General features: G+C 63.0%; 22 protein-coding genes. 16 read left to right on the forward strand and 6 right to left on the reverse strand.

The window, feature by feature from the left end:
- Positions 1-106 precede the first annotated feature (106 nt).
- From AB7828_RS21975 to AB7828_RS21995, 5 genes are all read left to right on the forward strand, one after another.
- Positions 107-559: a MarR family winged helix-turn-helix transcriptional regulator gene (locus tag AB7828_RS21975; RefSeq protein WP_441231153.1), complete on the forward strand. Its 453-nt coding sequence runs from the start codon at positions 107-109 to the stop codon at positions 557-559.
- Positions 560-588: 29 nt separating this feature from the next.
- A complete protein-coding gene (locus AB7828_RS21980; RefSeq protein ID WP_441231154.1) occupies positions 589-1,152 on the forward strand; it encodes an isochorismatase family protein in 564 nt (187 codons plus the stop codon).
- Between the two features lies 1 nt (position 1,153).
- A complete protein-coding gene (locus AB7828_RS21985) occupies positions 1,154-1,483 on the forward strand; it encodes a hypothetical protein (protein ID WP_439060308.1) in 330 nt (109 codons plus the stop codon).
- Positions 1,480-2,724 carry an MFS transporter gene (locus tag AB7828_RS21990; protein ID WP_441231155.1) on the forward strand — a complete coding sequence of 415 codons (1,245 nt, stop codon included), beginning with the start codon at positions 1,480-1,482 and terminating at the stop codon, positions 2,722-2,724. Before AB7828_RS21985 ends, AB7828_RS21990 begins: the two co-directional genes overlap by 4 nt.
- Before the next feature lie 136 nt (positions 2,725-2,860).
- Positions 2,861-3,607: a superoxide dismutase gene (locus AB7828_RS21995; protein ID WP_309941256.1), complete on the forward strand. Its 747-nt coding sequence runs from the start codon at positions 2,861-2,863 to the stop codon at positions 3,605-3,607.
- A gap of 166 nt (positions 3,608-3,773) precedes the next feature.
- On the opposite strand, the gene AB7828_RS22000 is transcribed toward AB7828_RS21995, so the two are convergent.
- On the reverse strand, positions 3,774-4,373 hold the full coding sequence (locus tag AB7828_RS22000) for a septation protein A (protein WP_231081247.1): 600 nt from the start codon (positions 4,371-4,373) through the stop codon (positions 3,774-3,776).
- Positions 4,374-4,386: 13 nt separating this feature from the next.
- The gene (ftsY, locus tag AB7828_RS22005; RefSeq protein WP_231078564.1) at positions 4,387-5,331 is read right to left on the reverse strand and encodes a signal recognition particle-docking protein FtsY; all 945 of its coding nucleotides are present in this window, start codon (positions 5,329-5,331) and stop codon (positions 4,387-4,389) included.
- 163 nt (positions 5,332-5,494) lie between these two features.
- Between ftsY and AB7828_RS22010 the strand changes: the two genes are divergently transcribed.
- The gene (locus AB7828_RS22010) at positions 5,495-6,130 is read left to right on the forward strand and encodes an RluA family pseudouridine synthase (RefSeq protein ID WP_441232293.1); all 636 of its coding nucleotides are present in this window, start codon (positions 5,495-5,497) and stop codon (positions 6,128-6,130) included.
- A 3-nt stretch (positions 6,131-6,133) separates the two neighbouring features.
- Here AB7828_RS22010 and dapF read toward each other — a convergent pair whose 3' ends face one another.
- Entirely contained in the window at positions 6,134-7,006 is an 873-nt protein-coding gene (gene dapF / locus AB7828_RS22015) for a diaminopimelate epimerase (protein ID WP_441231156.1), read from the reverse strand.
- Between the two features lie 195 nt (positions 7,007-7,201).
- Between dapF and AB7828_RS22020 the strand changes: the two genes are divergently transcribed.
- Both AB7828_RS22020 and AB7828_RS22025 read left to right on the forward strand, forming a co-directional pair.
- Positions 7,202-7,927, forward strand: coding sequence for a GyrI-like domain-containing protein (locus tag AB7828_RS22020; protein ID WP_441231157.1), 726 nt, complete (start codon positions 7,202-7,204; stop codon positions 7,925-7,927).
- Between the two features lie 66 nt (positions 7,928-7,993).
- Positions 7,994-8,707: an SIMPL domain-containing protein gene (locus tag AB7828_RS22025; RefSeq protein ID WP_093757907.1), complete on the forward strand. Its 714-nt coding sequence runs from the start codon at positions 7,994-7,996 to the stop codon at positions 8,705-8,707.
- A gap of 167 nt (positions 8,708-8,874) precedes the next feature.
- Here the strand turns inward: AB7828_RS22025 and AB7828_RS22030 are convergent, their stop codons facing one another.
- Together AB7828_RS22030 and AB7828_RS22035 are read right to left on the reverse strand one after the other, a co-directional pair.
- The gene (locus AB7828_RS22030; protein WP_441231158.1) at positions 8,875-9,939 is read right to left on the reverse strand and encodes an MBL fold metallo-hydrolase; all 1,065 of its coding nucleotides are present in this window, start codon (positions 9,937-9,939) and stop codon (positions 8,875-8,877) included.
- 109 nt (positions 9,940-10,048) lie between these two features.
- Positions 10,049-10,657 carry an NAD(P)-dependent oxidoreductase gene (locus AB7828_RS22035; protein ID WP_184512636.1) on the reverse strand — a complete coding sequence of 203 codons (609 nt, stop codon included), beginning with the start codon at positions 10,655-10,657 and terminating at the stop codon, positions 10,049-10,051.
- Positions 10,658-10,762: 105 nt separating this feature from the next.
- Between AB7828_RS22035 and AB7828_RS22040 the strand changes: the two genes are divergently transcribed.
- The 4 genes from AB7828_RS22040 (at position 10,763) to rimM (ending at position 13,803) form a co-directional block, all read left to right on the forward strand.
- Complete coding sequence (locus AB7828_RS22040; RefSeq protein WP_089266461.1) at positions 10,763-11,173, forward strand: winged helix-turn-helix transcriptional regulator; 411 nt, start codon at positions 10,763-10,765, stop codon at positions 11,171-11,173.
- A 199-nt stretch (positions 11,174-11,372) separates the two neighbouring features.
- Complete coding sequence (ffh, locus tag AB7828_RS22045) at positions 11,373-12,890, forward strand: signal recognition particle protein (RefSeq protein WP_441231159.1); 1,518 nt, start codon at positions 11,373-11,375, stop codon at positions 12,888-12,890.
- A 49-nt stretch (positions 12,891-12,939) separates the two neighbouring features.
- Positions 12,940-13,272, forward strand: coding sequence for a 30S ribosomal protein S16 (gene rpsP, locus AB7828_RS22050; RefSeq protein WP_089266465.1), 333 nt, complete (start codon positions 12,940-12,942; stop codon positions 13,270-13,272).
- 6 nt (positions 13,273-13,278) lie between these two features.
- Positions 13,279-13,803, forward strand: a complete 525-nt coding sequence (gene rimM, locus AB7828_RS22055; protein WP_093757910.1) for a ribosome maturation factor RimM — start codon at positions 13,279-13,281, stop codon at positions 13,801-13,803.
- A gap of 3 nt (positions 13,804-13,806) precedes the next feature.
- Here the strand turns inward: rimM and AB7828_RS22060 are convergent, their stop codons facing one another.
- Positions 13,807-14,238, reverse strand: coding sequence for a hypothetical protein (locus AB7828_RS22060; protein WP_441231160.1), 432 nt, complete (start codon positions 14,236-14,238; stop codon positions 13,807-13,809).
- Here AB7828_RS22060 and trmD point away from each other — a divergent pair.
- The 4 genes from trmD to AB7828_RS22080 all read left to right on the forward strand — a co-directional run bounded on the left by trmD (position 14,237) and on the right by AB7828_RS22080 (position 18,541).
- Positions 14,237-14,995, forward strand: a complete 759-nt coding sequence (gene trmD / locus AB7828_RS22065; RefSeq protein ID WP_441231161.1) for a tRNA (guanosine(37)-N1)-methyltransferase TrmD — start codon at positions 14,237-14,239, stop codon at positions 14,993-14,995. The genes AB7828_RS22060 and trmD overlap by 2 nt on opposite strands.
- Before the next feature lie 122 nt (positions 14,996-15,117).
- Positions 15,118-15,516, forward strand: coding sequence for a 50S ribosomal protein L19 (gene rplS / locus AB7828_RS22070; protein WP_441228331.1), 399 nt, complete (start codon positions 15,118-15,120; stop codon positions 15,514-15,516).
- A gap of 351 nt (positions 15,517-15,867) precedes the next feature.
- Positions 15,868-17,283, forward strand: coding sequence for a 3-isopropylmalate dehydratase large subunit (leuC, locus tag AB7828_RS22075; protein ID WP_093757912.1), 1,416 nt, complete (start codon positions 15,868-15,870; stop codon positions 17,281-17,283).
- 88 nt (positions 17,284-17,371) lie between these two features.
- A complete protein-coding gene (locus AB7828_RS22080; protein ID WP_441231162.1) occupies positions 17,372-18,541 on the forward strand; it encodes a winged helix-turn-helix domain-containing protein in 1,170 nt (389 codons plus the stop codon).
- Positions 18,542-18,678 lie beyond the last annotated feature (137 nt).

Genomic DNA, 18,678 nt, shown 5'->3' on the forward strand with positions numbered 1-18,678 from the left:
AGACACCTGCCCCCATCACTGCGAGGTTTGAAACGACACGACGATGTGATCGACAGATATGAAGCTTTCCTTTGTAGTTTTCCTTCGTATCCTGTAATCCGAGGTCATGACGGACCATCACGACAACCCCGAAGATGCCCAGGCACTGGCATTGGCGACCGAGATTCGCGACCTGATCGGTCAGGTGAAGCGCAGATTGCGCGAAAAGGCCGGCATCGGCGACCTGACGATGTCCCAGGTGGCGGTGCTGAGCCGGCTGGATCGCGATGGCCCGGCGACGGTGACCCACCTTGCTCGCGCCGAGGGCGTGCGGCCGCAATCCATGGGCGCCACAGTGGCAGCGCTGGAGACCACCGGGCTGGTCAGCGGCACCCCCGATCCGAATGACGGTCGCCAGACCATCTGGGCGCTCACCCCCGCCTGTAAGGAATGGATCCGTGTCGGTCGCGCCGCCCGTGAGGACTGGCTGTTCCACGCCATCCAGAAAACCCTGACCGCCGTGGAGCAGGATCAGCTCGCCGGCAGCATCGGGTTGCTCAAGCGCATCGTCGACGCCTGATCGCGCCGTCGCATTTAAAGGAGAGCTCCATGGCCCTCACCATGCTCGATCCGAACACCGCACTTATTGTCGTCGATCTGCAGCAAGGCATCGTCGCGCTGCCGACGGTGCATCCGATCGGGGACGTCGTGAAGCAGACACGTTTGTTGCTCGACGCGTTTCGCGTCCGCGAATTGCCGGTCGTGCTCGTCAACGTGGCCGGCGGTGCGCCGGGCCGCACCGAACAGCTACGCCGATCGGTGCCGTTTGCCGAGGGCTGGACCGATCTCATCCCTGAACTCGATCAGCACCCCCGCGATATCACCGTGACCAAGCACAGCTGGGGCGCGTTCGCCACGACCGATCTCCAACAGCAACTGGAGTCGCGCGGTGTCACGCAAGTCGTCATCGCCGGTGTTGCGACGGGGACCGGTGTCGAAGCCACTGCGCGCCAAGCTTATGAAGCGGGCTTCAACGTCACGCTCGCCGTCGATGCGATGACGGATATGCGCGCCGAAGCGCATGATTGCAGCATCGCCAAGGTCTTCCCCCGTCTCGGTGAGACCGGCACCACGCAGGACGTCATCAACCTGCTCGACAAACGGAGTGCGTGAGATGCTTTGGCTTCATTATCTCGCCTGGTTCTTCGGTGGCGCTTTCCTCATCAATGTGATCCCGCACCTCGTGAGCGGCGCATCCGGCCGGCCGTTTCAAAGTCCCTTCGCCACCCCATCCGGCAAAGGCTTGTCCTCATCGACGGTCAATGTGATCTGGGGCTTCGTCAATCTGGTGATCGGCTATCTCCTCGTCGTCCGCGTCGGTGATTTCGATCTGCATTCCACGATCGACGTCACCGCTTTCGGTCTTGGTGCTCTGCTGATGGCAATCTTTACGGCGCGGCTGTTCGGGCGCCTTCACGGCGGCAACACACCGCTCGGTTCATGAATATATCGGCCACCGGTACGTTCCGCTCGCTGCGCGGTTTCAACTACCGCGTCTGGGCAGGTGGTGCGCTGGTGTCGAATATCGGCTCGTGGATGCAGCGCACCACGCAGGACTGGGTGGTGCTCACGCAACTCACCGACAACAACGCCACCGCGGTCGGCATAGTGATGGCGCTGCAGTTCGGGCCGATGCTTCTGCTGTTGCCATTCACGGGCTATGCCGCCGATCATCTGGATCGCCGCAAGCTACTGATCGCGACGCAGGTGGCGATGGGGCTGCTGGCGCTTGGGCTGGGACTCCTTCTCCTCAGCGGTCACGTGCAGCTCTGGCATGTCTATGTGTTCGCGTTCCTGCTCGGCTGTGTTGCGGCCTTCGATTTTCCGGCACGGCAGACCTTCGTCTCCGAACTGGTCATCGAGGCCGATCTGTCGAATGCCGTCGCGCTCAACTCGACCTCGTTCAACGCGGCGCGGATGATCGGTCCGGCGGTTGCTGGCCTCTTGATTGCCCATGTCGGCTCCGGATGGGTGTTCATTCTCAATGCGGTCTCGTTCATGGCGGTGCTTGGCTCCCTCATGCTTCTGCGCGCCGATGAGATGTATCCGGCGCAGCGTTCTGCAGGTGGCCGCGGCAGTCTGGTCGAAGGCTTTCGCTATGTCTGGAAACGGCCGGATCTGAAAGCCATCCTGCTGATGCTGTTTCTGATCGGTACCTTCGGTCTGAACTTTCCGATTTTCATCTCGACCATGTCGGTCACGGCCTTTCATGCCGGCGCCGGCCAGTATGGCGTCCTGACATCGATCATGGCGGTCGGGTCGGTGATCGGTTCGCTGCTGGCGGCGAGGCGCGACAGGCCGCGCCTCAGCCTCCTGATCATCGGGACCGCCGTGTTCGGATCAGGCTTCGCCCTCGCCGCCGCCATGCCGAATTACTGGTTGTTCGGTGTTGCGTTGATCGTGATCGGTATCGCAGCTCAAACCGTGACCACCTCGACAAGCAGCCTGGTGCAGCTCTCGACCGAGCCGGCCATGCGCGGTCGCGTGATGGCGATCCTGCTAGCCATTGCACTTGGTGGTACGCCGATCGGTGCGCCGATTGTCGGCTGGGCCGCTGATCGATTCGGTCCGCGCTGGGCGCTAGCCATCGGCGCGATCTCGGGAATGGCTGCGGCCCTGGTCGGCCTGCATTATCTCCTGAAGCACCGCGACGGCCAACGCAGCGTCCGGCCCGGTGGATCCTGATTCGCCCCATGTGAGACGGTATCTCAGACCTGTGATGTGCTATGTCGCGCTGCGTCACAATGCCCGCACACGAAACTGCCAGAGATGCGGTGCGTATTTGCCAGACGTAGCAGTCCATATTCAAGGGAGAAGCCCCATGTCATCGATGTCCCGACGCCATCTCATGCTCGCTGCGACCGGCATCGCTGCCGCGGCCGTCGCGCCCCGTCTTGCTTTCGCCCAGGCGGCTGCGCCGGCCACCCCTACTGCCGGCAATGCGCCATTCATCCTGCCGCCGCTGACCTATCCGGTCACGGCGTTTGAACCGCATATCGATGCCAAGACGATGGAGATCCATCACGACAGGCATCACGCCGCCTACGTTGCCAACATGAACAATTTTGCCAAGGATACCCCGGTGATCGGCGAGAAGCCGCTGGTCGAGGTGCTCGGCAATCTCAACAGCGTGCCTGACGCGATCCGCACCGGCGTGCGCAACAATCTCGGCGGCCATGCCAACCACACCATGTTCTGGCAGATCATGGGCCCGAATGGCGGCAAGCCGGAAGGCGATGTGCTCGCGGCGATCGATCGCGACCTCGGCGGCCTCGAGAAATTCCAGACCGATTTCAACGCCGCCGGCGGCCGTCAGTTCGGTTCTGGCTGGGTGTTCGTGATCGTCGACAAGGACGGCAAGCTGTCGATCGAGACGCGTCCGAATCAGGACAATCCGATCATGGACGGCAAGCGCGCGCTGATGGGCAACGACGTCTGGGAGCACGCTTATTATCTGACCTACCAGAACCGTCGCGCTGATTATCTCAAGGCGTGGTGGAATACGGTCAACTGGACCAAGGTCGGCGAGCGCTATGCGGCGGCAAAGGCCGGCACGCTGGCGGTGTGATGTTTCCTTCTCCCCGCTTGCGGGGAGAGGGTGGCGCGGACGAAGTCCGCGACGGGTGAGGGGGAGCTAGCGAGTGAAACACTGGCTCCCCCTCACCCGGATTACTCGCTGCGCTCGCAACCCGACCTCTCCCCGCAAGCGGGGCGAGGTTAAGTAAGAGCCGCTTCTACTTCCTCAGATCGCCTTCGTCCGCCGCGCTCTCCGCGAGCGTGGCCGGCTCGATGCCGTAGCGCTTGATCAGCGGCATCTGGGCCACCGCGAAGGCCATGGTCAGCGGGATCACGCCGAATGCCTTGAAGGCCACCCAGAAATCCGTGCTCTGGGTGCGCCAGATCGCTTCGTTCAGAAGCGCCATGGCGAAGAAGAACAGCGCCCAGCGCTTCGTCAGCGCGCGCCAGCCTTCGTGCGTGAGATTGAACATCTGGTCGAACATGATGGCGATGAAGGAGCGGCCGAACAACAGGCCGCCGCCGAGGATCGCTGCGAACAGGCCATAGATGATGGTCGGCTTGACCTTGATGAAGGTCTCGTCATGCAGCACCAGCGTCAGCGTGCCGAACACCAGCACGATGACGGCGGTGACAAGCGCCATGATCGGCACATGCCTGACCACGACATAGGACGCGATCATCGCCGCAACGATGGCCACCATGAAGGCGCCGGTGGCGACGAACAGGTTGAACTTGGCATTGGCGACGAAAAACACGATCAGCGGGCCGAGCTCGGTGGCGAGCTTGAATAGCGGGTGCGGCTGCTTCTTGTCGATCACGTCAGTCATGTCAGCTTTCAATTCCTGCAATCGCCTGCGCGAAATCCCTGGCGGTGAATGGCGCGAGATCGTCGATGCCTTCGCCAACGCCGATGAAATGCACCGGCAGTTTGTACTTTTCCGACAGTGCCACGAGGATGCCGCCGCGCGCGGTGCCATCGAGCTTGGTCATCACAAGGCCGGTGACGCCAGCCGTACGATGAAACGCTTCGACTTGCGACAGCGCGTTTTGTCCCACTGTGGCATCGAGGACCAGTAGCACTGCATGCGGCGCTGTGGCATCGACCTTCTTGATCACGCGCACGACCTTCTCGAGCTCGACCATGAGTTCGGTCTTGTTCTGCAGGCGGCCGGCGGTGTCGATCAGCAGCACGTCGCGTTTGTCGTCGCGGGCCGCGGTGACGGCGGTGAAGGCGAGGCTCGCGGAATCCGAACCCTGCGCGCCGGCGATGACCGGCACCTTGTTGCGTTCGCCCCAGACCTTGAGCTGCTCGATGGCTGCCGCGCGAAACGTATCGCCGGCGGCGAGCATCACCTTGCGGCCTTCGGCGGAGAAGGTGGACGCCAGTTTGCCGATGGTGGTGGTCTTGCCGGAACCGTTGACGCCGACCACGAGGATCACGAACGGCTTGTGCGAAGTATCGATCACCAACGGCTTGGCGACCGCCGAGAGCACTTTCTCGACCTCGGTGGCTACGACGGTTTTGACCTCATCGGCGGAGATCGCCTTGTCATAGCGGCCATGGCCGACGGCGGCGGAAATCCGCGCCGCCACTTCGGTACCCAGGTCGGCGCGCAACAGCACGTCCTCGATGTCCTCGAGCATGGCGCGGTCGAGCTTGCGCTTGGTCACGAGGTCGGCGACCGCGGTGCCAAGGGCGCTTGAGGTGCGCTTCAGCCCGCCGGAGAGCCGTCGCCACCAGCTCAGTTTTGGCGTTTCGGGAGTGTCGCTCATGTCGGGGGTGTGTTAGCCGTTTCGCGCCATGATTCAAAGTATGACCAGCGAAAGTGACGAAGACGTAAGCTTGGAGGCCGAGCCCCGGCTGGAACCCCGCACCGATGCGGTGGAGCTGACCGAGGCCGAGATTCTGGCGCGGGTGCTGCACCGTGACGGCCTGATGCTGGTGATCGACAAGCCGGCTGGCCTGCCGGTACATCGCGGCCCCAAGGGCGGCGCCAATCTGGAAACATCGTTCGAATTCCTGCGCTATGGCCTGCCGCGTGCACCCGTTCTGGCACATCGGCTGGATCGCGACACCTCAGGCTGCCTGGTGCTCGGCCGGCACCGCAAGGCGACAGCGTCGCTGGGCCTGCTGTTCAAGCACAGCCGCATCCGCAAGACCTATTGGGCGGTGGTCGAGGGCGGGCCCGCCGAGGAGTCGGGCGTCATCGACATGCCGCTCGGGCGGCTCAATGCCGATCGGGGCTGGTGGATGAAGCCGGATCCCGAGGGTCTCAAGGCCGTCTCGAATTTCACCGTGCTCGGCCGCGGCGGCGACATGAGCTGGCTGGCGCTCGAGCCGGTGACGGGTCGCACGCATCAGCTCCGCGTGCACTCTGCGTCATCCGGATTTCCGATTGTCGGCGACAATATCTACGGCAACGGGCCACGCTTCGGCGAGCCGACACTGCATCTGCATGCGCGGGAGATCGTGATTCCGATTTCGCGCAATAAAGACCCGATCCGTGTCGTCGCACCGGCCCCGCCGCATCTGCATGAGCGGCTCAAGGCGTGTGGCTGGAACGGGGAGTAGGGCTTAGGCGACCGAAGCGAACAGCTTCGGATCGAACGTGCCCTCATATTCAAACGCGGCCGGCCCCGTCATCAGCACGTGGTCGTCGCTCTCGCGCCATTCGATGGTGAGTTCACCGCCGGGCAGCGTCATATGCACCGTGCGGTTGGTCCGGCGGAGACGGGCGGCGGCAACAGCGGTTGCGCAAGCCGCGGAGCCACAGGCCTTCGTCAAGCCGGCGCCGCGCTCCCAGGTGCGCATCACGATGTGATCGCGATCGACGATATGGGCCAGCGTGATATTGGCGCGGTCCGGGAAAATCGGGTGGTTTTCCAGCAGCGGCCCGAACTTTTCGAGATCATAGGCCTGGATGTCGTCGACCCAGAAGATCGCATGCGGGTTGCCCATCGAGACCACTGACGGGGTGTGCAGGATTGGCGCGTCGATCGGGCCGATCTGCAGCTCGATGCCGCGGGTGTCACGGAATTCCTCGGCCAGCGGAATGTCCTGCCAGCCGAACTTCGGCGTGCCCATGTCCACCGTGTAGAGATCCGGCGTCGGGCCTTGCCAGCAATTGATCAGGCCGGCCTTGGTCTCGAATGTGAGTGCCGTCCTGTCGCCGCCGGCAAACGTCTGGCGCGCCACGCAGCGCATGCCGTTGCCGCAAGCGCCCGCCTCGGAGCCGTCATTGTTGTAGATCGAGACGAACGCGTCGGTGCCGGCCAGCCGGGGCTTCTGCAGCACCATCAACTGGTCATAGGGCACCCCTTCGGGGGTGGCCACGGCCCGGGCGTCGGCAGGCGTGATACCGGACGCCGAATCGCGCAGGTCGATCACGACGATCTCGTTGCCGATGCCGTTCATCTTGGCGAAGGAATGGTTGGCTAGTGCGCTCATGCTCGGTCCCGTTGATCTCAGCCTTATATGGCGAGGCCGGGCAGATTGGCCAGTGCGGCGATTCTGTGTCGGCTGTTTTGAATGGCCCTGCGCAATTTGGGGAGGGGACGAAAGCCGCGGCTGCGTGTTACCATGATGCCGTATCGCGCATGTTGCCGGACGCTGCGCTGCAGGATGTCACTGGAGACCCTTCGAATGACCTGTTCTCGCCTGTCCCGCCTCGCCACTGTGGCGCTGATCCCGGCAGCCGCGCTGACGCTGAACGCCGCGGCCTGGGCACAATCTCCGCCTGCCACGCCGCCAGCGGCAAGCTCTCCGGCCACCCCGCCCGCGCCGGCGACACCAGCTCCGGCGGCAACGGCTCCCGCCACACCGGAGACGCCGGCCCCCGCCGCGCCGGCAACGCCGCCCGCCGCGGCGCAGGCCCCCGCAACGCCCCCCGCGCCTCAGGTCCAGGTTGCCGATCCGTTTGGCGAGGAAATCACGCTGTCGCCGAAGCAGATGGTGACGTTCGTCGGCAAGGCGAATTGGGACTCAGCCTTCGATACGCTGATGGATGCGTTCAAGCAGATCACCACCGTGCTCGACAAACAGGGCGTCAAATCATCCGGCAATCCGATGATCGTCTATACGACCACCGACGACACCGGCTTCACCTTCCTCGCGGAAATCCCGATCGATCAGGAGGTGAAAAATCTGCCGAAGGCGATGAAGATGGGCCTGTCGCCGGATGGCAAGGCGCTGAAGTTCGTCCATCGCGGCTCCTACGACAATATGGACAACACCTATGAGGCGATCACCAATCACCTCGATGACAAGAAGTTAGAGGCGAAAGACACGTTCATCGAGGAATACATGACCGATCCCTTGAAGACGGCGGAAGACAAGCTGGTCATCAATGTCTATGTGCCGCTGAAGTAGTCGAGCCGTAGCTCTGTCATAGCCTCTGGTCATAAAGAAGCCTTGGACGGTCGCGAGAGAATGGGCATGACAAATCATTTCGCTCTCGCTTCGCTGGCCATTGCGCTCATCGCCACTCCTGCGCTCGCGCAGGTCAATCCACCGCCGGTGATTTCCGTTTCCGGCGAAGGCACCGTCTCGGTGCCGCCGGATCTTGCCGTCGTCGATGGCGGTGTCACGACTGATGCCAAGACGGCACGCGAGGCCGCCGAGGCCAACAATACCGCGATGGCCAAGGTGCTGGCGGCCCTGAAGAGTGCCGGCATTGCCGAGAAGGACATGCAGACGTCGCGGCTGTCGCTGTTTCCGCAATATGCGCAGCAGACCCGTCCCAATCCCAATCCTGGCCCCAACGTCATCTCGGGCTATCGCGCCAGCAACCGCGTCACCATCCGCGTACGCGACGTGACCAAGGTGGCCGGCACGATCGACGCGCTGGTGTCGTCGGGTGCCAATGAGGTTGGCGGCATCAATTTCATGGTGACCAAGGCGTCGCAACTTCTCGACGATGCGCGCAGCGACGCGATCGCGGATGCGCGGCGCAAGGCGGAGATTTACGCCAAGGCTGCCGGCGTCAAGCTCGGCGCGCCGATCAGCATCTCCGAGGACTCCGGCAGCGCGCCAGCGCCAATGATGTTGCGCAAGATGGGCGCCGATGTGGCATCGGCTCCGGTGGCGCAAGGCGAGGAAGTGCTGCGCGTGAATGTCAGCGTGAGCTGGGAAATCAAGCCGGCGCAGTAACTACAAACTCGGTCATGGCCAGGCAAAGCGCGAAGCGCGGCTTCGCCAGATGTCCCGGCCATCCATGTCTTAGTCTTCAGTCTTCGCTAAAGACCTGGATGCCCGGCACATCTAGCGAAGCTCGCTTCGCACTGGTCGGGCATGACGACTGAGAGTTCGTGCTCTCCTTAAATCTCCACCACCTGTCCCGGCTTAAGCGCCATAAACTTCTCGCTGGGTAATTCCGCCGCGCTGCATGCGGCAGCCAATCCTTTCACCGGTCCGTCAATCGCCTCATCGGTGAGCTGGAATGTACTGTGATGGCTGGCCAGCGCCTGCTGCGCGCCGCAATCGCCAAACGCCTTCACGGCGTCTTCCGGATTCATGTGCTGGTCCTTCATGAACCAGCGTGGCTCATAGGCGCCGATCGGCAGGATCGCGAGCCTGATAGCACCATGGGCTTCGCGCACGCGGCGGAAGTGCAGGCCGTCGCCATAGCCGCTGTCGCCGACGATGTAGATCTTGCCCGCCGGCGTCTCCAGCACGAAACTCGCCCAGAGCGACTTGTTGCGATCGAACAGCCCGCGCGCGGTCCAGTGTCGCGTCGGCACCAGCGTGACCGCGAGACCGTTGCCGAGCTCGACGCGATCTGTCCAGTCATAGGCCTCGGCTTTGATCGCGCTGTCGGCGCTCTTCATGGTGACGTCATTGCCGAGCGGCGTGATCACGCGCGGCGCAAATTTGGCCGATAGCTTCGACAGGGTTGGAAGATCCAGATGGTCATAGTGACCGTGTGATACCAGCACGACATCGATCTTGGGGAGCTTGTCGAACGCGATGCCGGGTGCGGTGTGGCGCTTCGGGCCGGCGAACGAGAATGGCGAGACGCGGTCGGACCACACCGGGTCGAACAGGATGTTGATTCCCGCGGTCTGGATCAGCCAGCTCGCGTGACCCACGTAACTAAAGCGAACGCCCGTACCCTCGACCTTGGCCGGCGGCGTATCGGCAAACTCGTTCTCGACCCAGTCGGGCCAGACCTCGCGCGTACGGCCGCCGCCGAATTGCCACCGCAGCACTTCGCCGAGCGACTTGGGCGGCACGCCGTCGGGATCGAAGAAGATCTTGCCGTCGAAGTGATCGGAGACGGGGCCGTCATAATTGGTCATGCGGGAAGCCCAGAAGGCCGACAGCCCAGCGGCTGCGGCGAGACCGCCCAGCGACGTCAGAAGGCGGCGGCGGGTGAGAATCATGGAGCTGGATCAAATCCGGTGGGACGACGGGCTGCGCCCAACGAGGCGCAGCCCGCATCACATGGAATTTGTCAGTGGATTCCGCAACCCGCGCCGATCCTTTGTTCGCTCAGTAGCCGACGGTGAACCGCTTGCGCGCATGCGCAGGCGTCTCGATCTCGTCGGCCATGGCGATGGCATAATCCTCAAAGGAAATGCTGCTGCCCTTGTCGTTGGCGAGCAGTTGATCGCCGCCAAGCCGGAATGTCCCGGTGCGCTCGCCCGGGATGAACAGGGCCGAGGGCGACAGGAAGGTCCAGTTGAGCTCCTTGTCGTGGCGCAGGATGTCGAGGAACAGGCCGCCCACCGCGGCCTCGGCCCGGTATTCCGCCGGAAATCCCGGGGTTTCGATCAGCTTCAGGCCGGGAGCGACTTCGAGGCTGCCGGCGCCGCCGACCACCAGATAGCGCGGAACGCCCGCCGCCTTCACGGCCGCGATCAGCTTGTGCGGGTCGCTGACGAGGAAATGGATCGCGCTGACGGCGACGTCGTGGCCCTTCAGGGCGGCAGTGAGACCGGCAACATCGTTGGCGTCGGCCTTCAGTGGCGTCACCCCGGCGAGAACAGGGGCTTTCTCCGGGTTGCGGGCGATGGCGGTGACGGTATGACCGCGGCGGGACAGTTCAGCGACAATTTGCGAGCCGGCGCGGCCGGTGGCGCCGATCAGGGCGATTTTCATTTGATATCTCCATGTAGTAACCAATAGAAACTTGCTATTCATTTCGGCAGTAGCTGTGAAGAAGGCACTTTTGCGTTAGCTGGTTACCCCGAGGAGACCGCCGCCATGCAGACCGATATCGAAAGCGCCGCCCAGCGCTGGAAAGCCGGCAACGTCTATGCGAGCAGCTGCCCAACCCGGCTGGTTCTGGACCGGATCGCCGATAAATGGGCGGTTCTGGTGCTGGGCCTGCTCACGGACGGCCCCGTTCGCTTCAACCAGCTGCGGCGGCAGATCGAGGGAATCTCGCAGAAAATGCTGTCGCAGACTCTGAAAAGCCTGGAGCGCGATGGCCTGGTGAGCCGCAAGGCGATCCCCACCGTGCCGGTCACGGTCGAATATGCGATCACTCCGCTCGGACGAACCCTGTCGGATACCGTCGATGCGCTGCGGGTCTGGGCTGAAAACCATATGGGCCAGGTGCTTGAGGCACAGCAGCACTATGATGCCGGCGGAACCCGGAGCGCGGCCGCCTGACCAGGCGATCGCCCTGCAAACCTTGACTTATCGGGCTCCAGCACTGTAAATCCCGCCACTTCTCGAAAAGTTCTCTTTTCGACCCGCCGACCGGTCCTGGAGACCGGAGGTCAACGCCCGACAGCGCGATGCGCCCTCGGGCGCAAAAGTGTTTGGTTATTTGCCATCATGGGGATGGCACGAGCGGAAGCGACAATCGATGTTCGACAGTCTGTCGGAACGGCTTGGCGGAATTCTCGATCGGCTCACCGGGCGCGGTGCGCTGTCGGAGGCTGATGTCGATGCCGCCATGCGCGAAGTCCGCCGGGCGCTGCTCGAGGCCGACGTCTCGCTCGACGTGGTCCGCAGCTTCATTGATCGTGTCCGTGAACAGGCCATCGGCGCCACCGTCGTCAAGTCGGTCACCCCCGGCCAGATGGTCGTCAAGATCGTCCATGACGAGCTGGTCGCCACGCTCGGCGCCGACGGTGAAGGCGGCATCGATCTGCAAGCCGTGCCACCCGTCGCCATCATGATGGTCGGTCTGCAGGGTTCCGGTAAAACCACCACCACTGCAAAGCTCGCCCGCCGTCTCACCCAGCGCGACAAGCGCAAGGTGCTGATGGCCTCGCTCGACGTCTATCGTCCGGCCGCCATGGAACAGCTCGCGGTGCTCGGCCGCGATCTCGACATCCAGACGCTGCCAATCGTCGAAGGGCAAAAGCCTGCTGACATAGCCAAGCGTGCGCTTTCGGCCGCCAAGCTTGGTGGTTATGACGTGGTGCTGCTCGACACTGCCGGCCGCACCACGCTCGACGAAGAAATGATGTCGGAAGCCACCGAGATCAAAGCCATCGCGCAGCCGCATGAAGTACTGCTGGTGGCGGATTCGCTGACCGGTCAGGACGCCGTCAATCTCGCGCGCGCCTTCGACACCCGCGTCGGCCTTACCGGCATCGTGCTGACGCGTGTTGACGGCGATGGCCGCGGTGGTGCTGCACTCTCGATGCGTGCGGTCACCGGCAAGCCGATCAAACTGATCGGCACCGGTGAAAAGACCGATGCACTGGAAGACTTCCATCCGAGCCGCATCGCCGGCCGTATTCTCGGCATGGGCGACGTCGTCTCGCTGGTTGAGCGCGCTGCTGCGAATATCGATGCGGAAAAAGCTGCGCGCACTGCCGAGCGCATGCGCAAGGGTCAGTTCGATCTCACAGACATGCGTGAGCAACTGATCCAGATGACCAATATGGGCGGTCTCTCCGGCCTGATGGGCATGATGCCCGGCATCGCCAAGATGAAGAACCAGATCGCCTCTGCCGGTCTCGATGACCGCGTGGTGAAGCGCCAGATCGCGGTTATTGATTCAATGACGCGTCAGGAGCGCAAGAATCCCGACATCCTCAAGGCCAGCCGCAAGAAGCGTATCGCTGCCGGCGCCGGCCTCAAGGTCGAGGAAGTCAACAAGGTGCTGAAGATGCACCGGAACATGGCCGACATGATGAAGGCCATGGGCTCAGGCAAGCGCGGCCCGATGGCCGGCATCGCGCAGGCCATGGGCTTCGGCGGCGGTGGCATGCCGTCGCCCGAACAGATGAAGGCGATGGCCGAGAAGATGCCGGGCGGGCTGCCGCAGGGCATGCCGTCATTGCCGAAAGATTTCCCGGGCCTGTCGGGCCTGGGCAAACCGACGCTGCCGGGACTCGGCGGCTTTCCCGGTCTCGGGAAAAAGAAATAACGCGACCCATTCAACTCACATTCAAATCGAACATACTTAGGAGAATCCCATGTCCGTCGTTATCCGCCTCGCTCGTGCAGGCACCAAGAAGCGCCCCGTCTATCACGTCGTCGTCGCCGACTCGCGTTTTCCCCGCGATGGCCGCTTCATCGAGCGTCTCGGTTACTTCAATCCGCTGCTCGCCAAGGACAACGAGCTGCGCCTGAAGCTCGACCTCGACAAGACCAAGGCCTGGATCGCCAAGGGCGCACAGCCGTCGGATCGCGTTGCTCGTTTCCTCGATGCCGCTGGCGTTCAGAAGCGCGAAGCGCGCAACAATCCCGAGAAGGCCGTGCCGCGCAAGGAGCGCAAGGCCAACGCTGAAGCCGCCGCCAAGAAGTAAGGCGGAATGACCTCCGCGCAAATCTGCGTCGCGCGCATCGGCGCGCCGCATGGTGTGCGCGGTCAGGTCCGGCTGTGGACCTTCACCGAAGATCCATTCGCCGTGCTCGACTACGGTCCGCTTGCCACCAAGGACGGCAAGCGGAGCTTTGAGGTCGATGATGTCCGCGAGGCCAAGGGCCATCTGGTCGCGACGCTGAAGGGCGTTGCGTCCCGCGAAGACGCCGAGCGCCTCAATGGCGTCGAGCTCTTTGTGGCGCGCGATGCGCTGCCCGACACCGAAGACGATGAATATTACCACGCCGATCTGATCGGCCTCGCTGCGGTCAATGCTGCGGGCGACTCGATCGGCCGTGTCGTCGGTATCCATAATTTCGGCGCCGGCGATATCATCGAGATCGCGCCGCTAGAGGGCGCGACCCTGCTGTTGCCTTTCACCAATGCGGTGGTGCCGACCGTCGATCTTGTGGCTGGACAGGTCGTGATCGAATTGCCGGGTGAGATCATCGGCGACGATCCCACTGCGGCGTAGGGTTTACGCTTTCAACGCCTCCGCTATCGTTGTTGCGAACGGCGTCGTCTTCCGCCCGATCAGCTTACTCAGCGTATGGCTGTCATCGAACAGCGCGCCGTCGGCTGCCGCCGTGTTTGACGTCGCGATCAGATCCGCGAGTTCTTCCGGAAGGCCCGCATTGAGCATGATGGCCTTGAATTTGGCTTCCGGCAGACGAACGTATGGGACTGTTTTGTCGCTCTGCTTTCGGTCGAATATCGGCTGTCGCCGCTGGGACAATCGGCCCTCGGGCCGCTGGCCGGCCTGATCGACTGGGCTGAGCGCAGCTTCGCGGAGATCAAGGCCGCTCGCGCCGCCTTCGATGCGGGTGACACCAGCGAGCAGATGTCGGCGGCCTGACGCGGCGATCGCCGGGGTTTGACGCCTCGCGCCGGACGCGCGATGGAAGGCCATGACTTCCGATCCTTCATCCGCGCCATGGCGCGCGACGGTGCTGACGCTGTTTCCGGAGATGTTTCCGGGTCCGCTCGGCATCAGCCTTGCTGGCAAGGCGCTGGCTTCCGGCCTGTGGGTGCTGGAGGCACGGGATATCCGTGCCTCGGCCACCGACAAGCATCGCAGCGTCGATGATACGCCGGCCGGCGGCGGGCCGGGCATGGTGCTGCGGGCTGATGTGCTGGCGGCGGCGATCGATGCGGTGGATACGCACGACCGTCCCAGGCTGGTCATGAGCCCGCGCGGTCGGCCATTGACCCAGGCGCGGGTGGCGGAGCTGGCGGCCGGGCCGGGGCCGCTGATCGTCTGTGGCCGCTTCGAGGGCATCGATCAGCGCGTCATCGACGCCCGAGGGCTCGAGGAAGTCTCGATCGGCGACTATGTGCTGTCCGGCGGCGAAATTGCCGCCATGACGCTGATTGACGCCTGTGTGCGGCTTTTGCCGGGGGTCATGGGCAAACTGGCTTCGGGGACCGACGAGAGCTTCTCCGATGGGCTACTAGAATACCCGCAATATACCCGCCCGCAGACCTTCGAGGGGCGTCAAATCCCGGATGTCCTGATTTCGGGCGACCATGCGAAGGTTGCCAAATGGCGGCTGGCCGAGGCGGAGGCGCTTACCCAGGAGCGCCGGCCCGATTTATGGGCGGCTCGCCCGAAAGCCCCGGAATCGGGCAGAAAGCGAAAACCGCCAAAAATCACGACGGGCGAGTGACAGAGACGGGTGACAACGGCTTCGCTTTCCCGTATAGCAGCGCCAAATCCGTGCACTGGCAGGGTAAGAGTTTCGTGCGCAGCCCGCGCAACGTCTGGGCGCGCCGCCGATGGAGATTTTCGATGAACCTGATTCAGACGCTTGAAAAAGAGCAGTTCGACCGCCTTTCCGCCACCAAGTCGATCCCGGAATTCGGTCCCGGCGACACCCTCATCGTCAACGTGAAAGTTGTCGAAGGCGAGCGCTCCCGCGTGCAGGCCTATGAAGGCGTCTGCATCGGCCGCAATGGCGGTGGCATCAATGAGAGCTTCACCGTTCGCAAGATTTCCTACGGCGAGGGTGTCGAGCGCGTGTTCCCGCTGCTCTCCCCGATGATCGACTCGATCAAGGTTGTGCGTCGCGGCAAGGTGCGTCGCGCCAAGCTGTATTACCTGCGCGATCTGCGCGGCAAGTCGGCCCGCATCGTCGAGAAGAAGACCGAGCGTCCGGCCAAGGTCGCTGCTGCGGCTGCTGCCAAGTAATTTTCCGCACCATCGAATGTGCGAGGCGAAAAGCGCGGCGCAAGCCGCGCTTTTTTGTTACGTGACTGCATACCTCCGTCGCATTGGCGTCGTGATCGCCGAGTGCTATATGACTGGAATGTTTCTAGACCTGCACCAGCACGCTTTGCGCATCGTCATCGACGATCATAGTCGGCTGCCCGGTCGCTTCTTCGGTCGCTTCACCACGTCGATCGTGGGCGCGCTTAGAAGCGCGTGAGCAATCTCACGCGTTTCTTTTCCCGTTTCTCAGTTGCGCGCTTTGCGCCGTCGATGCGGCGAATCATTTAGTAGCACGCAACTGGCCCACGTTTTCTTTTGAGGCCTGATCTCATGACTGACTCTGCAAAGCCGACCACCCTGTACGACAAGATCTGGAACGACCATTTGGTCGAGGAAGCCGCTGACGGCACCTGCCTGCTCTATATCGATCGCCATCTGGTGCACGAAGTGACGAGCCCGCAGGCCTTCGAAGGTCTGCGTGCTGCCGGCCGCCGTGTGCATGCGCCGGAGAAGACGCTTGCGGTCGTCGATCACAACGTGCCGACCACCGATCGCACCAAGCCCAATCCCGATCCGGAAAGCACCGAGCAGATCGCGACTTTGGCCGAGAACGTGCGCGAATTCGGCATCGAATATTACAACGAGTTCGACAAGCGCCAGGGCATCGTCCACGTCATCGGCCCCGAGCAGGGCTTCACGCTGCCGGGAACGACGATCGTTTGCGGCGATAGCCACACCTCGACGCATGGCGCGTTCGGTGCGCTGGCGCATGGCATCGGCACGTCGGAAGTCGAGCACGTGCTGGCGACACAGACGCTGATCCAGAAGAAGGCGAAGAACATGCGCGCCACCGTCGATGGCAAGTTGCCCGACGGCGTCACCGGCAAGGACATCATCCTGGCCATCATCGGCGAAATCGGTACCGCCGGCGGCACCGGCTATGTGCTGGAATATGCCGGCGAGGCGATCCGTGCGCTGTCGATGGAAGGCCGCATGACGGTCTGCAACATGTCGATCGAAGGCGGCGCCCGTGCCGGCCTGATCGCACCTGACGAGAAGGCCTATGAATTCCTGAAAGGTCGCCCGATGTCGCCGAAAGGCGAGATGTGGGAACAGGCCGTGCGCTACTGGGAAACGCTGCGCTCCGACGAAGGCGCGCATTTCGATCATGAGATTCGTCTCGATGCTGCGAAGCTGCCGCCGATCGTCACCTGGGGCACCTCGCCCGAGGACGTCATCTCGATCTCCGGCAAGGTGCCGAACCCCGCCGACATCGCCGATGAAGCCAAGCGCCTCTCCAAGGAGCGCGCGCTGGCCTATATGGGTTTGACCGCGGGCACCAAGATCACCGACATCAAGCTGGATCGTGTGTTCATCGGCTCCTGCACCAATGGCCGCATCGAGGATTTGCGCGCCGCGGCCAAGGTCGTCGACGGCAAGACCGTCAACGGCCATGTCTCGGCGATGATCGTGCCGGGCTCGGGTCTGGTGAAGGAACAAGCGGAAGCTGAAGGCCTCGACAAGATCTTCCTGAAGGCCGGCTTCGAATGGCGTGAGCCGGGTTGCTCCATGTGCTTGGCGATGAACCCCGACAAGCTGGCGCCGGAAGAACGCTGCGCCGCCACCTCGAACCGCAACTTCGAGGGTCGTCAAGGCCACAAGGGTCGCACCCATCTGGTGTCGCCGGCGATGGCTGCTGCGGCTGCGATCGCGGGACACTTCGTCGATATCCGCGAGTGGCACTAATCTAGCTGCACACGGCGGTACATCCTCGATAAGATCGACGGCCTGCTGATGCAGGCCGTCTTTTTATGAGCCATGTTGAACGCTGTCGATGCCCCGCACACCTGCCAAACCCATCGCACTCACCAACACCGCCGCCCGACGCATCTGGCTGCGCGCGCAGCGGCTCGATACGCGGGCGCCGTTCGGTGATGGCGCGGAGGCCGTGAAGGCCGCTGTCCAACATCTCGGCTATGTGCAGATCGACACCATCAATGTGATCGAGCGCAGTCACCATCACATCCTGTTTTCACGGATCCCGAACTACAAACGCGCGGATCTCAGGCAGGCGCAGACGCACGATAAGAGCGTGTTCGAATACTGGACCCATGCGCTGGCCTATGTGCCGACCGACGACATCGGCTTCTTCGTGCCGGACATGAAATATTATCGCCGTGAGGGCCATAGCTGGTTCGCTTCGGTGACACCGGCGGACAAGCGCAAGGTCATGCGGTTGGCCAAGGCCGGCCCGTTGTCGATTCGCGATATCGATGACGATGTGCTGCGCGAGAAGGATCACGAATGGGCCAGCCGCAAGCCGTCAAAGCGGGCGCTGCAGCTCGCGTTTTATGAGGGGCATCTCACGATCTCCGAACGGCAGGGCATGCTGAAGACCTATGATCTTCTGCTGCGGCATTTCGGCTGGGAGACGCTGCCGAAAGCGGCGAGCGCTACGGAGAAATTCGCCTATCTGCTGAACCGCGCGCTGCGGTCGCAGGGCATCGTCAGTCTGGACTCGATCTGCCACCTGGATGCACCGAGCAAGGTCGGCATACGCAAGCTGATCGAGGCACGTATGCGTAAAGGCGAATTAGTGGCCGTTACGCTTGATGGCGCCGGCAAGCAGGAGCACTGGACGACGCCCGCGGCGATCGAGGACACCAGCCCGGGCGAGGCGGGGCTCGTGCATGTGCTGTCGCCATTCGATCCCCTGGTGATCCAGCGCAAGCGGACCAATTTGTTCTTCGGGCATGACCATCGCTTCGAGGCCTATGTGCCGAAAGAAAAACGCCAGCTCGGCTACTTCGCACTGCCGGTGCTGGTGGATGATCAGATCGTTGCAGCGGTCGATCTCAAGACCGATCGGCAGAAGCGCAAATTGCTGATGCAGCAATGGAGCTGGGTCGGTGAGGGCACCAAGCCGAAAACACCGCGCAAGGAATGGAAGCGCCGCATCGAGGAAGAGCTCGGGCGGTTCGAGGCGTTTCAGCTCGGGGAGTGAGCTCCGGCGCGTGCACTACGCTCCGTCATCCGCGGGCTTGACCCGCGGATCCACGTCTTGGCAACAAGCAAAGACGTGGATGGCCGGGACATCCAGCGAAGCCGCGCTTCGCGCTATGCCCGGCCATGACGGAGTGT

It is taken from the genome of Tardiphaga sp. 215_C5_N2_1 (assembly GCF_052076055.1).
Lineage (GTDB): Bacteria > Pseudomonadota > Alphaproteobacteria > Rhizobiales > Xanthobacteraceae > Tardiphaga > Tardiphaga robiniae.

What these genes read in the sequence shown, in the direction of transcription:
- trmD (WP_441231161.1), top strand. Translation starts at nt 14,237, where the DNA reads ATGACTTCCGATCCTTCATCCGCGCCATGGCGCGCGACGGTGCTGACG.
- AB7828_RS21985 (WP_439060308.1), top strand. Translation starts at nt 1,154, where the DNA reads ATGCTTTGGCTTCATTATCTCGCCTGGTTCTTCGGTGGCGCTTTCCTC.
- ftsY (WP_231078564.1), bottom strand. Translation starts at nt 5,331, where the DNA reads ATGAGCGACACTCCCGAAACGCCAAAACTGAGCTGGTGGCGACGGCTC.
- leuC (WP_093757912.1), top strand. Translation starts at nt 15,868, where the DNA reads ATGACTGACTCTGCAAAGCCGACCACCCTGTACGACAAGATCTGGAAC.
- AB7828_RS22030 (WP_441231158.1), bottom strand. Translation starts at nt 9,939, where the DNA reads ATGATTCTCACCCGCCGCCGCCTTCTGACGTCGCTGGGCGGTCTCGCC.
- AB7828_RS22020 (WP_441231157.1), top strand. Translation starts at nt 7,202, where the DNA reads ATGACCTGTTCTCGCCTGTCCCGCCTCGCCACTGTGGCGCTGATCCCG.
- dapF (WP_441231156.1), bottom strand. Translation starts at nt 7,006, where the DNA reads ATGAGCGCACTAGCCAACCATTCCTTCGCCAAGATGAACGGCATCGGC.
- AB7828_RS22040 (WP_089266461.1), top strand. Translation starts at nt 10,763, where the DNA reads ATGCAGACCGATATCGAAAGCGCCGCCCAGCGCTGGAAAGCCGGCAAC.
- AB7828_RS21975 (WP_441231153.1), top strand. Translation starts at nt 107, where the DNA reads ATGACGGACCATCACGACAACCCCGAAGATGCCCAGGCACTGGCATTG.
- AB7828_RS22060 (WP_441231160.1), bottom strand. Translation starts at nt 14,238, where the DNA reads ATGGCCTTCCATCGCGCGTCCGGCGCGAGGCGTCAAACCCCGGCGATC.
- AB7828_RS22080 (WP_441231162.1), top strand. Translation starts at nt 17,372, where the DNA reads ATGCCCCGCACACCTGCCAAACCCATCGCACTCACCAACACCGCCGCC.
- AB7828_RS21995 (WP_309941256.1), top strand. Translation starts at nt 2,861, where the DNA reads ATGTCATCGATGTCCCGACGCCATCTCATGCTCGCTGCGACCGGCATC.
- rplS (WP_441228331.1), top strand. Translation starts at nt 15,118, where the DNA reads ATGAACCTGATTCAGACGCTTGAAAAAGAGCAGTTCGACCGCCTTTCC.
- AB7828_RS21990 (WP_441231155.1), top strand. Translation starts at nt 1,480, where the DNA reads ATGAATATATCGGCCACCGGTACGTTCCGCTCGCTGCGCGGTTTCAAC.
- rpsP (WP_089266465.1), top strand. Translation starts at nt 12,940, where the DNA reads ATGTCCGTCGTTATCCGCCTCGCTCGTGCAGGCACCAAGAAGCGCCCC.
- AB7828_RS22035 (WP_184512636.1), bottom strand. Translation starts at nt 10,657, where the DNA reads ATGAAAATCGCCCTGATCGGCGCCACCGGCCGCGCCGGCTCGCAAATT.
- AB7828_RS21980 (WP_441231154.1), top strand. Translation starts at nt 589, where the DNA reads ATGGCCCTCACCATGCTCGATCCGAACACCGCACTTATTGTCGTCGAT.
- rimM (WP_093757910.1), top strand. Translation starts at nt 13,279, where the DNA reads ATGACCTCCGCGCAAATCTGCGTCGCGCGCATCGGCGCGCCGCATGGT.
- AB7828_RS22010 (WP_441232293.1), top strand. Translation starts at nt 5,495, where the DNA reads ATGCTGGTGATCGACAAGCCGGCTGGCCTGCCGGTACATCGCGGCCCC.
- AB7828_RS22025 (WP_093757907.1), top strand. Translation starts at nt 7,994, where the DNA reads ATGACAAATCATTTCGCTCTCGCTTCGCTGGCCATTGCGCTCATCGCC.
- ffh (WP_441231159.1), top strand. Translation starts at nt 11,373, where the DNA reads ATGTTCGACAGTCTGTCGGAACGGCTTGGCGGAATTCTCGATCGGCTC.